Source organism: Sulfitobacter alexandrii (assembly GCF_001886735.1).
GTDB lineage: Bacteria > Pseudomonadota > Alphaproteobacteria > Rhodobacterales > Rhodobacteraceae > Sulfitobacter > Sulfitobacter alexandrii.
This window is the reverse complement of the sequence record NZ_CP018076.1, coordinates 1,265,644-1,278,320: the sequence shown is the minus strand read 5'-3', so window position 1 is coordinate 1,278,320 and position 12,677 is coordinate 1,265,644. Positions and strand designations below refer to the sequence as shown.

At 67.3% G+C, this 12,677-nt stretch carries 11 protein-coding genes; 3 read left to right on the top strand and 8 right to left on the bottom strand.

Annotation, left to right across the window (positions count from 1 at the left end; translation table 11 throughout):
- Positions 1-1,410 carry a UDP-N-acetylmuramoyl-L-alanine--D-glutamate ligase gene (gene murD, locus BOO69_RS06210; protein WP_071971266.1) on the bottom strand — a complete coding sequence of 470 codons (1,410 nt, stop codon included), beginning with the start codon at positions 1,408-1,410 and terminating at the stop codon, positions 1-3.
- 74 nt (positions 1,411-1,484) lie between these two features.
- On the opposite strand from murD, the gene BOO69_RS06205 reads away from it, so the two are divergent.
- A complete protein-coding gene (locus BOO69_RS06205; RefSeq protein ID WP_071973676.1) occupies positions 1,485-2,396 on the top strand; it encodes a glutaminase in 912 nt (303 codons plus the stop codon).
- A gap of 110 nt (positions 2,397-2,506) precedes the next feature.
- Here BOO69_RS06205 and mraY read toward each other — a convergent pair whose 3' ends face one another.
- Genes mraY through mraZ form a run of 7 tightly spaced genes read right to left on the bottom strand, consistent with a single transcriptional unit; the run spans position 2,507 to position 10,198 of the window.
- Positions 2,507-3,589, bottom strand: a complete 1,083-nt coding sequence (gene mraY, locus BOO69_RS06200; protein WP_071971264.1) for a phospho-N-acetylmuramoyl-pentapeptide-transferase — start codon at positions 3,587-3,589, stop codon at positions 2,507-2,509.
- A 43-nt stretch (positions 3,590-3,632) separates the two neighbouring features.
- Positions 3,633-5,060: a UDP-N-acetylmuramoyl-tripeptide--D-alanyl-D-alanine ligase gene (locus BOO69_RS06195; protein ID WP_071971263.1), complete on the bottom strand. Its 1,428-nt coding sequence runs from the start codon at positions 5,058-5,060 to the stop codon at positions 3,633-3,635.
- Positions 5,057-6,541: a UDP-N-acetylmuramoyl-L-alanyl-D-glutamate--2,6-diaminopimelate ligase gene (locus BOO69_RS06190; protein WP_071971261.1), complete on the bottom strand. Its 1,485-nt coding sequence runs from the start codon at positions 6,539-6,541 to the stop codon at positions 5,057-5,059. The genes BOO69_RS06195 and BOO69_RS06190 overlap by 4 nt, the downstream gene beginning before the upstream one ends.
- Before the next feature lie 29 nt (positions 6,542-6,570).
- Entirely contained in the window at positions 6,571-8,358 is a 1,788-nt protein-coding gene (locus BOO69_RS06185; RefSeq protein ID WP_071971259.1) for a peptidoglycan D,D-transpeptidase FtsI family protein, read from the bottom strand.
- Entirely contained in the window at positions 8,355-8,711 is a 357-nt protein-coding gene (gene ftsL / locus BOO69_RS06180) for a cell division protein FtsL (protein ID WP_071971257.1), read from the bottom strand. Before ftsL ends, BOO69_RS06185 begins: the two co-directional genes overlap by 4 nt.
- Positions 8,712-9,701 carry a 16S rRNA (cytosine(1402)-N(4))-methyltransferase RsmH gene (gene rsmH, locus BOO69_RS06175; protein ID WP_071973675.1) on the bottom strand — a complete coding sequence of 330 codons (990 nt, stop codon included), beginning with the start codon at positions 9,699-9,701 and terminating at the stop codon, positions 8,712-8,714. It abuts the gene before it with no gap.
- A gap of 5 nt (positions 9,702-9,706) precedes the next feature.
- Positions 9,707-10,198, bottom strand: a complete 492-nt coding sequence (gene mraZ / locus BOO69_RS06170) for a division/cell wall cluster transcriptional repressor MraZ (protein WP_071971255.1) — start codon at positions 10,196-10,198, stop codon at positions 9,707-9,709.
- A 499-nt stretch (positions 10,199-10,697) separates the two neighbouring features.
- Here mraZ and BOO69_RS22985 point away from each other — a divergent pair, with 499 nt between their 5' ends.
- Together BOO69_RS22985 and BOO69_RS06165 are read left to right on the top strand one after the other, a co-directional pair.
- A complete protein-coding gene (locus tag BOO69_RS22985; RefSeq protein WP_156874870.1) occupies positions 10,698-10,868 on the top strand; it encodes a hypothetical protein in 171 nt (56 codons plus the stop codon).
- A 315-nt stretch (positions 10,869-11,183) separates the two neighbouring features.
- Entirely contained in the window at positions 11,184-12,599 is a 1,416-nt protein-coding gene (locus BOO69_RS06165; protein ID WP_071971253.1) for a CAP domain-containing protein, read from the top strand.
- Positions 12,600-12,677 lie beyond the last annotated feature (78 nt).

Sequence of the window (12,677 nt, the reverse complement as noted above, 5' to 3'; positions counted from 1 at the left end):
TTACCCATGGGCAACGCCGACTTCCGCCGCGACCCGCGCGGCAAAGTCCTCGCCCCGCCGTTCAAAGCTGTCGTACTGGTCGAAACTGGCCGCCGCCGGGGCCAGCAGCACCACGTCTCCCGGTTCCGCCTCGGCCACCGCGCGGGCCACGGCAACCTCCATCGTGCCGCAGACCTCGGCCTCCACGTTCAGCTGCATGGCGAAGGCCGCGGCTTCCCGCCCGATGACATAGGCCTTGCGGACGCCGCCCGTGGCCCCCGCCAGCCCTTCCAGACCGCCTTCCTTTTCCAGCCCGCCGCAGATCCAGCGGATGTTGCCGAAGGCCGCCAGCGCCTTGGCCGCGGAATCGACATTGGTGGCCTTGCTGTCGTTGACGTAACGCACGCCGCCCACCTCCGCGATGGTCTGCGACCGGTGCGGCAGCCCGCCGAAGGTGTGGAACGCCGCCTCGATCACCCGCGGCGCGAGCCCCAGCGACCGGCAGGCGGCATAGGCGGCACAGGCGTTCTGGTGGTTGTGCGCCCCCGGCAGCCCGGCCACGCCCCGCAGGTCGATGGCGCCCGCCTGCTTGCCCTTGCGATACTCCGACAGGAACCCCTTGCGCGCAAAGACCTGCCAGCCCGGCCCGGTCAGCTTGCGGTCCACGCTGACCCGGATCACCCGGTCGTCGGCCCGCCCCTCGCTCAACTGCCCGGCAAGGTACAGCCCCTCGACCTCGTCCACCCCGATCACGGCGCGGTCCGGCCCGCCTTCGGCGAACAGCCGGCGCTTGGCCGCGAAGTAGCCGCCCATACCATGGTGCCGGTCCAGGTGATCCGGGCTCAGGTTGGTAAAGACCGCCACGTCCGGCGTCAGCGCCCGCGCCAGCTCGGTCTGGTAGCTCGACAATTCCAGCACCACCACCTCGCCGTCCACCGCCGGGTCGAGATCCAGCACCCCCCGCCCGATGTTCCCCGCCAGCTGGCAGGGCCGCTGCGCGTGTTCGAGGATGTGATGGATCAGCGCCGAGGTGGTGGATTTGCCGTTCGACCCGGTGACCGCCACCACCCGCGGCATCACGTCGTACCCGTCCCAGTCGGGGGTCGCGAAGCTTTGGAAGAAGAGCCCGATGTCGTTGTCCACCGGCACGCCCGCTTCCAGCGCGGCCTGCACCACGGGGTTCGGCGCGGGATAGAGATGCGGAATGCCGGGGCTGACGATCAGCCGCGCGATGGCCTCGAAGGCGCCCGGCGCCTTGAGGTCGGCGCAGACGAGCCCCTCGGCCTCGGCGCGGGCGCGGGCCTCGGCGTTGTCGTCCCAGCACAGGGGCTGCGCGCCGCCCGCCGCCAGCGCCCGCGCCGCCGCAAGACCGGACCGGCCCAGCCCCAGGACCGCCACCTGCGCACCCTCCAAGCCTCGTACTGGAATCATCTCGTTACCCCTGTTACCCGTTGAGGGGCAGAATGGTCGCAACGCGCGCCCTTCACAACCCGGAGCGCCGCGAAATGCCCGACCTCGACAGCGTGCTGCAGAAGCTGGACCGTGACGCCCGCGCGGCGGCGGACTGGGGCCAGGTCGCAAGCTATATTCCGCAGCTCGCGGGGGTGGACCCCGCGCAGTTCGCCATCTCCGTCGTGACCGCCGACGGCCGGCTGCACCAGGCGGGCGACACCCACGTCCCCTTTTCCGTCCAGTCGATCACCAAGGTCTTCACCCTCGCGATCACGCTCGGCCGGGCCGGCGACCAGCTCTGGACCCGTGTCGGCCGCGAACCCTCGGGCCGGGCCTTCAATTCCATCGTCCAGCTCGAGCAGGAGAACGGCCGCCCGCGCAATCCCTTCATCAACGCGGGCGCCATCGTCACCACCGACGCGGTTCTGGGCCGCCGCGCCCCGCGCGAGGCCCTGGCCGAGATCATCCGCTTCGTGCGCACCGCGGCAGGATCGGAGGACATCCACATCAACGAAACCGTGGCCGCCTCGGAAACCGACTTCGGGCACCGCAACTTCGCGCTCGCACATTTTCTCGCCGCCCACGACAACCTGACCAACAGCCCGGAAAAGGTCCTCGGCACATACTTCCACCATTGCGCCATCGAGATGACCACCGCGCAACTGGCCATGGCGGGACGGTTCCTTGTCCATGCGCCCGGCCTGCCGCGCCTCGTCTCGCCGCGCCGCATCCGGCGGCTGAACGCGATGATGCTCACCTGCGGACACTACGACGGCTCGGGCGATTTCGCCTACCGCGTGGGGATTCCGGGCAAGAGCGGCGTGGGCGGCGGCATTCTCGCCATCGTTCCCCATACCGCCGCGATCGCGGTCTGGAGCCCCGGCCTCAACCGCTACGGCAACTCCCACCGCGGCACCGAGGCGCTGGCGGAACTCACCACCCGGATGGACTGGTCCATCTTCTGACGCGCCCTTTCATTGTTCCCCAAATACACCGGAGGTGTGGAGGCAGCGCCTCCACCGGCGCGCGCCCCGGCGCGCCGCCCCGCCCGCCGCAGGCGGCGCGGCAGCGCGATCTACCGGACCTTCAGCGTCGCCAGCCCGATCATCGCGAGGATCAGCGAAATGATCCAGAAGCGGATCACGATCTGCGGTTCCGCCCACCCCTTCTTCTCGTAGTGGTGATGGATCGGCGCCATCAGGAACACCCGCTTTCCCGTCCGCTTGAAATAAAGCACCTGCACGATCACCGACAGCGCCTCCACCACGAACAGCCCGCCGACGATCGCGAGGACAAGCTCGTGCTTGGTCGCCACCGCGATCGCGCCCAGCGCCCCGCCCAGCGCCAGCGACCCGGTGTCGCCCATGAAGACGGCCGCGGGCGGCGCGTTGTACCACAGGAACCCCAGCCCGCCCCCGAACAGGCCGGCGGTGAAGATCAGGATCTCGCCCGTGCCGGGCACGTAATGCACGTCGAGGTAGTCGGTGAAGTCGACCCGGCCCACGGCATAGGCGATGACGCCCAGCGTTCCGGCCGCGATCATGACCGGCATGATCGCCAGCCCGTCCAGACCGTCCGTCAGGTTCACCGCGTTCGCCGCCCCCACGATCACGATGATCGCGAAGGGCACGAACAGCACCCCGAGGTTGACCAGCGTGTCCTTGAAGACAGGCAGCGCCAGCTGGTACTGCAGCTCCGCCGGATGATACTGCGCGGCCCAGAACCCGGCGACGGCGGCGATCAGGAATCCCAGCAGCAGCCGCACCTTGCCGGACACGCCGGTGGTGTTCTGCTTGCTGACCTTGGCATAGTCGTCCGCAAAGCCGATGGCGGCAAAGCTCATGGTCACGAAGAGCACGATCCAGACATAGGCATTGTCGAGCCGCGCCCAGAGCAGCGTCGACGTCAGCAGGGCCCCCACGATCAGCAGCCCCCCCATGGTGGGCGTGCCCGCCTTGACGAAGTGCCCTTCCGGGCCGTCCCCGCGGATCGGCTGGCCCTTGCCCTGGCGCCGGCGCAGGACCGCGATCAACGGGCGCCCGAACAGGAAGCCGAAGATCAGCGCGGTCAGGAACGCCCCGCCGGCGCGGAAGGTGATGTAGCGAAACAGGTTAAAGAAATCGCCACCATCCGACAGGAGGGTCAACCAATAGAGCATTCGATCGCGTCCTTACTCAACATCTTGTTGCCGGGGCCCCGGATCACGGGGTTTCCACCGGATGGCCCATTTTCCGGATGGCGTCAACAATCGTCCCCAGACGGGTGGAAAGCGACCCCTTGACCAGCACCACGTCGCCGGAATCCAGCAGACCGCGCAGGTCGGGCAGCAACTCGGCGGCGGTTTCGGTCCAGGCACCGCGCTGATGGTCGGGCAGCACGTCGTAGAGCGCGCGCATCAGCGGCCCGACGCAATGGACGACATCCAGCGCGCGGGTCGTTTCCAGCCCGGCGAGCCCGGCGTGGAGCGCTTCGGCCCCCGTGCCCAATTCCTTCATGTCGCCCAGGATCGCGATCCGCCGCCCCTTGCTGACCCGTCCGATGTCATGGGTGACCTCGGCCCCCGCCAGAACCGCCAGCGCGGCGGCCATGGAGGTCGGGTTGGCGTTGTAGCTGTCGTCGATCAGGGCCAGTGTCATGTGGGTGTCGACGGGATCGAGCACGATCACCTCGCGCACGCCACGGCCCCGGTAGGGCTGCCACCGGCCCAGCGACTGCGCCGCCAGCGCCATGTCGACGCCCAGCGCGTGACACACCGCCAGCGCGCCAAGGCCGTTCATCGCGAAATGCCGGCCGGGCGAGGCGATCTTGAACAGGATCGGCGCGCCCTCGTGGCTGGCCTGCACCACTGTGGTATCGGCCTGCACCTGCACGTCGAGCAGCTTGAAATGATGCCCGTGCACCCCGAATTCCAGGTCGCGCAGCCGGCAGTCCACCGCCTTGGCCATGAGGATCGCCGCGTGTTCGATATCGGCGTTCAGGACGGCCCAGCCGCCGGGTTTGACGCCCTCGAAGATCGACGCCTTCTCCACCGCGATGCCGGCCAGGTTCTCGAAGGCCTCGAGGTGCGCCGCGGCGACGGTGGTGACCATCGCCACGTCGGCCTGCGCCATCCGGGCCAGCGGTGCGATCTCTCCGGGATGGTTCATCCCGATCTCGATGACGGCGAATTCCGTGTCGGCGGGCATGCGCGCCAGCGTCAGCGGCACGCCCCAGTGGTTGTTGTAGCTGGCCACGCTGGCATGGGTCCGGCCCTGGTCACCGAGCATTGCCAGCAGCATCTCCTTGGTGGAGGTCTTGCCGACGCTGCCGGTCACCGCCACCACCCTGGCCTGCGTGCGGGCGCGCGCCGCCTGCCCCAGCCGTTCGAGCGCTTGCAGCACGTCTTCCACGATCAGCAACGGCGCGTTCTTGGCCACGCCGTCCGGCACCCGGGACACCAGCGCCGCGCCCGCGCCCTTCTCGAGCGCCTGCGCCACGAAGTCGTGCCCGTCGCGGACATCCTTGAGCGCGACGAAGAGATCGCCCGCCTCGATGGTGCGGGTGTCGATGGAAACGCCGTCGCAGGACCAGTCTCCCACCGCGCGGCCGCCCGTGGCCGTCGCCGCTTGCGCAGCGGTCCAGAGTGTCATGCCAGTCTCCCGTCCAGTGCCGCGACGGCCATGCTGGCCTGTTCCGCGTCGTCGAATGGCAGCACGTCGCTGCCGACGATCTGCCCTGTTTCGTGTCCCTTGCCCGCGATCAGCAGGGCGTCGCCCGGCTCGAGCAGGTCGATGCCGCGCAGGATCGCCTCGGCGCGGTCGCCGATTTCGATCGCGCCGGGCGCGCCTTCGAGCACGGCGGCGCGGATGCTCGCGGGGTCTTCCGACCGGGGGTTGTCGTCGGTGACGATCACCGTGTCGGCATGGGCCATCGCCGCGGCCCCCATCAGCGGCCGCTTCGCCCGGTCCCGGTCGCCGCCCGCCCCCACGATGGCCACGAGCCTGCCCATCACGTGCGGGCGCATCGCCGACAGCGCGGTCGCGACGGCATCGGGCGTATGCGCGTAATCGACAAAGACCGCCGCCCCGTTGCCACGGGTCGCAGCAAGCTGCATCCGGCCCCGGACCGTGGTCAGGTGCGGCAGCGTGTCGAAGACCTCCTGCGGCTGTCCCCCGCAGGCGATGACCAGCCCCGCCGCGAGCAGCACGTTGTCGGCCTGGAAACCGCCGATCAGGTCGAGCCGCTTCTGCACCGCCTTGCCCTGCCATTCGAAACGCAGATCCTGCCCGGTGGCGTCGAACCGCTGCGCGGTCAGGTGCAGATCGCCGCCGTCCCGGCCCACGGTCAGCACCTCGCAGCCACGGGCGCGGGCGATGGCCGCCATGTCCACCCCCTTGGGGTCGTCGATGTTGATGACGGCCGTCCCGTCCTCGGACAGGACGCGGGCGAACAGGCCCGCCTTGGCGTCGAAATAGGCGTCGAAGGTTTCGTGGTAGTCCAGGTGATCCTGGGTGAAGTTGGTGAAGCCCGCCGCGCGCAGGGTCACGCCGTCCAGCCGCCGCTGGTCGAGCCCGTGGCTCGACGCCTCCATCGCCGCATGGGTGATGCCGTTGTCCATCGCCGCGCGCAGGGCGCGGTGCAGGGTGATCGGTTCGGGCGTCGTGTGGGCCAGCGGCGCGGTCCAGGCGCCCTCAACACCGGTGGTGCCGAGGTTGACGGCGGCGTGCCCCATTTCGATCCAGATCTGGCGGACGAAAGTGGAGACCGAGGTCTTGCCATTGGTGCCGGTCACCGCCGCCATCACGGCGGGCTGACCGCCGAACCACAGCGCCGCGGTCCGTGCCAGCGCCTCGCGCGGGGTATCCGAGACCACGAGCGCGGCACCCGCCGCGCGAATCGCATCGCCGGCAATGCTGGCGCCCTCGCTGTCGGTCAGAACCGCCACGGCCCCGTCTTCGAGCGCCCTTTCCACGTAGTGGGCGCCGTGCACCCGCGTGCCCGGGATCGCGGCAAAGAGACATCCCGGCCCCACCTCGCGGCTGTCGACCTGAAGATCGCGGATTTCCGGGTTCGCGCCATTGCCTGAAATCAGGCCCAGCGCGTTGAGTGAGGATGTTCTGGGGCTGCTCATCTTGGCGCCTTTGCGGCTTGGCGTGTGGCTCAGTTGTTGCCAGCCAGCGTTATCACAGCCTCCTCGAGCGGTTCAACTGTCGGCCGCACGCCCAGCAGCGGGGCGACCCGGCGGATCATCTCGGCCGCGACCGGTACCGCGGTCCAGCCCGCGGTGCGCCGCGGCTTGGTGCCCGATGTCTCCACCGGTTCGTCGAGCGTGACGATCAGCACGTACTGGGGGTCATGCGCGGGAAAGATCGATGCGAAGGTCGCGATGACCTTGTCCTTGTAATAGCCGCCGTTCGGCTTGGGCTTGTCCGCCGTGCCGGTCTTGCCGCCCACCTGATAGCCGGGCACCTCTCCGAAGCTGGCGGTCCCGTCGCTGACGACCTTGCGCAGCATCATCCGCGCATCGGCCGCCGCCTTTGCCGAGATCACCCTCGGCCCCAGTTGCGGCGTGGTCTGCTTGATCAGGGTGGGCGCGACCTTGTAGCCGCCGTTGGCCAGCGCGGCATAGCCCGCCGCGAGGTGCATCGGGCTGGAGGACAGCCCGTGCCCGTAGGAGATCGTGACCGAAGACAGGTCGGTCCAGCGCTTGGGCAGCAGTGGCTTGCCGCCCGCCGCCTCGACGATCTCGAAGGAAGTCGCCTCGAAGAAGCCGAGCTTCCTGAGGAAATCCTGCTGCCGCTCGGCGCCGATCTGCAAGGCGATGCGCCCGGTGCCGCGGTTGGACGAATTGACGATGATGTCCGTCACGCTCAGCTTGCCGTAGTTCTTGTTGTGGAATTCGCCGATCTTGAACCCGCCGACCTTGAAGGGGCCGCTGGTGTCGATCACCGTCTCCGCGCTCACGAGGCCGAGGTCGATGGCCTGCGCCGCCGCGAAGATCTTGAAGGTCGACCCCAGTTCGTAGACGCCCTGCACCGACCGGTTGAAGAGCGGACTGTCGGACGGGTCGCCCTTGGTCGCGGGGCGGGGCCGGTCATTGGGATCGAAGCTGGGCAGCGAGACCACGCTGACGACCTCGCCGGTCTTGACGTCCATCAGCACCGATGTGGCGCCCTTGGCGTTCATCAGCTTCATCCCGCCCCAGAGCACCTGCTCGGCGGCCGCCTGAACGGTCAGGTCCAGCGACAGTTCCAGCGGCTTGTTGCCGTTGGCGGGATCGCGCAGGTAGTCGTCGAAGTACCGCTCGACCCCGGCAACGCCGATGACCTCGGCGGCATGGACACCCTCCTTGCCGAAGCTCGCACCGCCCAGCACGTGCGCTGCAAGCTTGCCATTGGGATAAAGCCGCATGTCGCGGGGCGCGAACAGCAGGCCGGGATCGCCGATATCATGCACGGCCTGCATCTGTTCAGGGCTGATTTTCTTCTTGATCCACAGGAACTTGCGCTTACCGGTGAAATCCTTCAGCAGACGCTCCTCGTCGAGGTCGGGAAAGACGCCGACGAGCTTCTTGGCGGCCATCACCGGATCCACCATGTGGCGCGGCTGGGCATAGAGCGCGTGGGTCTCGAAGTTGGTGGCGAGGATGTTGCCGTTGCGGTCCACGATGTCCGCCCGCGAGGCCGAGATCACGGCGCCCGGTGCATGGGCGCGCGGCTCCGTGGCCTCGGACGTGGCGAGAAGGCCCATGCGTGCGCCCACCACCGAGAAGGCGCAGAAGAAGAAGATGCCGAGCACCAGCAGCCGGCCTTCGGCGCGCTGGCGCGACCGGTCGCGCATCTGTTCGTGCCGGATGCGCTTGTTCTCGCGCTCGATCGCGTCGGGATTCTCGCCTTTCTGGCGGGCCTCGAGGATGCGGGCCAGCGGGCGCAGGGGGGTGCGGATCATAGCGGGTCCTCCTCGGGGGCGTTCATGGTCGACACGTCGACCGGATCGGTGATGGGCAGGAGCGGCGCAGGCGGATAAGCCACCTGATCGACCGCGCCGAACTGGTCGGGCTGCAGGGGCAGCAGGCCGAGCCGGTCGAAGTTGAGCACGGCGAGATCGCGCAGCCGTTCGGGGCGGTTCTGGTAGGCCCATTCCGCCTTGAGCACCGCCAGCCGGGCGTGCGCCGCGCGGATGTTGGCGTGCAGCTTGTCCGCCTCGCTGAGCGCCTGCTGCGTCGCGTAATTCTCGCGGTAGGCCCAGAAAGCCAGTCCAATCACCGCCATGGACGTGAGAACATAAAGTATCGCTCGCATCTACTGCCCCTTCACCATCGGCATGCCGATGGATTTTGCATCTACCGCACCGCTGGGTGCATCCGTTCTGATGGCCACACGCAGCTTGGCGGACCGGCTGCGCGGATTCTCGTCGAGTTCCTGCGCGTCCGGGCCGATCGCCTTGCGCTTTTCGACCTTGAATTGCGGGTCCGGGCGCTCTTCCTGCGGGGCGAAGCGGTTGGCATTGCCGCCGCCGCCCGACCGGGCCGTCAGGAACCGTTTCACCATCCGGTCCTCGACCGAATGGAAGCTCACGACCGCGAGCTGCCCGCCGGGGCGGAGGGCACGCTCCGCCGCCATGAGGCCCTCGAACAGTTCGCCGTATTCATCGTTGACCGCGATGCGGATCGCCTGAAAGCTGCGGGTCGCGGGGTGCGACTGGCCCGGCTTGGCGCGTGGCAGGCAGCCTTCGATCAGCGACGCCAGCTGCAAGGTCGTCGTGATCGGCGCTTCGGCCCTTGCCCGGACGATCGCCTTGGCGATGCGGCGGCTGGCGCGTTCCTCGCCGTACTGAAAGAGGATGTTGGCGATCAGCGCCTCGTCGGATTCGTTGACCAGATCGGCGGCCGTCGGCCCGTCCTGCGACATCCGCATGTCGAGCGGTCCGTCCTTCATGAACGAAAAGCCGCGTTCGGCCCGGTCGAGCTGCATCGAGGACACGCCGAGGTCCAGCACCACGCCGTCGAGATCCTGGCCGTACTCGTCCATCCGCGAGAAGACGCCCTGCTGCATGGTGATCCGCGTGCCGTAGTCGGCTGCCCAGCCCTGTGCCATCTCGAAGGCCAGCGGGTCGCGGTCCACCGCGATCACCCGGTCGGCCCCCGCCTCGAGCAGGCCACGCGTGTAGCCGCCCGCGCCGAATGTCCCGTCGAGCCAGACGCCCGACACGGGCGCCACGGCATCCAGAAGCGGGCGCAGCAGAACGGGAGTATGAGGGGCAGTCGGTTCGGGAGAGGCCGCAGCAGCCATCAGCTTCACACCTCCACGTCGCCGTCCAGGAAGGCCATCGGATCGAAATCTTCAGGCAGCTTCTCGGCCCAGGATTCCTCTTCGGCCTTGTAGGTTTCCGGTTTCCAGATCTGGAAGGTATCGCCGGTGGCAAAGAAGAAGGCCTCGGTGTCGAGGTCGATCTTCTTGCGCAGCTTGGTTGGCAGTACCAGGCGGCCGGTCTCGTCCACCGTGGTGGGAAAGGACTGGCCGTGGAACAGCCGCTGCAGCGCCTTGCGCGCGACGGAGCCGCGCGGCAGTGCATCGATCTTGCCGTCGACCTCGTCGATGGCCTCCATCGTGTAGCATTCGAGGAAATTGCGCTTTTCGTCGCCGTAGACGATCACGAGTTCGGGGTTCTCGCCGGATTTCCAGTTGGGGTCGCCGGCTTCCAGCACACGTCGGAAAGAGGCCGGTATGGAAACCCGCCCCTTGCTATCGACCTTGTGCTGGCTTTCGCCTCTGAACCTGCGGCCCACTTGATTTTCCTGCCTGCGCGCGTTGCGCTTCGTCTTTTTGTCGCGCCCCCGCGAAAGTGCCGTTCTCTTGATCCGAAGCGTCCTCCGGACATGGAAACGGCGGGTTGATCTGCTGCCACCGATCAACCCGCCGCCCTCGTCCCGCAGCTTGGCGGGGAAGTCCGACTGCGCGCGCCACCTGGGGGGATGTCTGCTCGCCCGCGCGCCGGATCTCTTTGGTCTGATGAAAGCGAGGTGCCTGTATGAAACCTGCTAGGTTTTTTGTTTTTGTGGGGTCGTTTGTTGCCCCGTGTCCCGTTCTCATCCGATGCACTAGGGATGCCACGGGAATTCGTGGGCGTCTACATTTTTTTTGCCCGAAACCCACGAGATTTAGTTTTGCACATGGGGACCGATCAAAATCTGGTAGAATAATTTGAGCAAAATTTAGCCTATTCAGTTAGAATCTGTCCGATCAACACAATATATTGTGAGGCGCGGTGCGGAACAAAAATGTCCCATGAATTCCCGGAAAATTTCATCCGCAAGTTTATCCACAGGTTATGTTCCCGACCTGTTCCCGATTTTCAAGGCATTGTCCGTTGATTTTCAAGCCCGTTCCCATGAATTTGATTCGGAATCGGCAGGTTTTGGCCGAATCGCCGTGGCGGCCGGAACCGGTTTCCCCTGAATTCCCAGCGCCTCGCACCCGGCGCGGCCCGTTTCCCGTGATCGCCCATTTCGGGGCAGCCCACCCTGCCCCCTCACGCCGCGTTTCGGGGGACGCACCAATCGCGGGCCGGAACCGAAAGGCCCGGCAAGGCCGGAAATGGGAGACAATTTGCCACGGTTCGGGCTTCGCGCCTTTTTCGGATGCCAGAAAAGGTCCAGAAAAAACCGGAAACGGGACGAAAGGAGACCGCATTCATCACATCAAACACTCGTTAGTCTTTCGAACCCAAAATCACGGCGGCCCCGGTGGCACCGCTGACAAAAGGAACCCTTCATGACCCTCGCTTCCGATATCGAAGCCTACATGCTGACCCTCATCAATGACGTGCGTGCGGAGCACGGGCTCGCGCCGCTCACGCTCGAGATGAACCTCAACCAGTCCGCCGACGCCCACACCGACTGGATGACGCTGACCGATACGTTCAGCCACACCGGCGTGAATGATAGCACGGCGACACAGCGTATCCTCGCAGCGGGTTTCGACAATTCAGGCGCCTGGCGGACCGGCGAGAACCTCGCGGTGCAGACGATCCGGGGGCCGGAAGGGCTTTGGGACGATGTGCGCGACCTCCACGAGGGGCTGATGAATTCACCGTCGCACCGCGCCAACATCCTGAACGCCGACTACACCCATGTCGGCATCGGCATCGGCATCGGCCCGATGAGCTATGGCAGCGGCAGCTTCTACGATTCCATTCTCGTCACGCAGAACTTCGGCGCGTCGCAGGGGGCCCTTGACCAGCAGCTCATCGGCGATGCCGGCGACAACACCATGACCGCCTCCTTCGGGGACGATCACATCACCGGCGGCGCGGGTCATGACGCGATCACGGCAGGCGCCGGGCGCGACACCGTCGAAGGCGGGGCCGGCGACGACAGCGTGCGCGCGGGCGACGGTGCCGACCTCGTGCGCGGCGGCGGCGGAAACGACAACCTGCACGGCAATGCCGGCGCGGATACCATCCTCGGGGACTTCGGCAACGACGGCATCCTCGGCGGTAGCGGCAACGACCTGCTGCGGGGCGGCGCCCAGGAAGACAGCATCGACGCAGGCGACGGCGACGACCGCGTGTTCGGCGACAGCGGGTTCGACCTGCTGCGCGGCGGCGCCGGAAACGACACGATCGACGGCGGCGCGCAGGCGGACAACCTTTACGGCGACGGCGGCGACGATCTGCTGCTGGGCGGCGACGGGTTCGACCGGCTGTTCGGCGGCGACGGCAATGACGTGGCCGAAGGCGGCGCCACCGGCGACGCGCTGTTCGGCCAGATGGGCAACGACACCCTGCGGGGTCAGGACGGTGACGACCGGTTCTTCGGCGGCCGGGGCAACGACCTGATCGAGGGCGGCAACGGCAATGACGCCATGTCCGGCGGCGCCGGTTTCGACGTGCTGATCGGCGGCGCCGGAGACGACGTCATGGCAGGCCACTTCAACGCGGACACCTTCGTGTTCGCCGACATGGCGGGCGGCTTCGGCAACGACACCATCAACGATTTCGATGCGCTGAATCCCTTTGAACGGATCGACCTCAGCGGGGCCGCGCAGATCACCGATTTCGCCGACCTGATGGCCAACCATGTCACGCAGATCGGCGGCAGCGTGCTGATCGACGCGGGCGACAACAGCACGGTTCTGCTGCGGGGCGTGGACCTCGGGGATCTGGACAGCGCCGATTTCATCTTCTGAGGCCGGACGAAACCGGCGCGCAGGCGGGGCGGTCGATGGCAGAATTGACCGCCCTTCGCTTGCGCCCGCAGTCCGGAT

Excerpts from the sequence above, each read along its gene's own strand:
- murD (WP_071971266.1), bottom strand. The coding sequence starts at position 1,410 with ATGATTCCAGTACGAGGCTTGGAGGGTGCGCAGGTGGCGGTCCTGGGG.
- BOO69_RS06205 (WP_071973676.1), top strand. The coding sequence starts at position 1,485 with ATGCCCGACCTCGACAGCGTGCTGCAGAAGCTGGACCGTGACGCCCGC.
- mraY (WP_071971264.1), bottom strand. The coding sequence starts at position 3,589 with ATGCTCTATTGGTTGACCCTCCTGTCGGATGGTGGCGATTTCTTTAAC.
- BOO69_RS06195 (WP_071971263.1), bottom strand. The coding sequence starts at position 5,060 with ATGACACTCTGGACCGCTGCGCAAGCGGCGACGGCCACGGGCGGCCGC.
- BOO69_RS06190 (WP_071971261.1), bottom strand. The coding sequence starts at position 6,541 with ATGAGCAGCCCCAGAACATCCTCACTCAACGCGCTGGGCCTGATTTCA.
- BOO69_RS06185 (WP_071971259.1), bottom strand. The coding sequence starts at position 8,358 with ATGATCCGCACCCCCCTGCGCCCGCTGGCCCGCATCCTCGAGGCCCGC.
- ftsL (WP_071971257.1), bottom strand. The coding sequence starts at position 8,711 with ATGCGAGCGATACTTTATGTTCTCACGTCCATGGCGGTGATTGGACTG.
- rsmH (WP_071973675.1), bottom strand. The coding sequence starts at position 9,701 with ATGGCTGCTGCGGCCTCTCCCGAACCGACTGCCCCTCATACTCCCGTT.
- BOO69_RS22985 (WP_156874870.1), top strand. The coding sequence starts at position 10,698 with ATGAATTCCCGGAAAATTTCATCCGCAAGTTTATCCACAGGTTATGTT.
- BOO69_RS06165 (WP_071971253.1), top strand. The coding sequence starts at position 11,184 with ATGACCCTCGCTTCCGATATCGAAGCCTACATGCTGACCCTCATCAAT.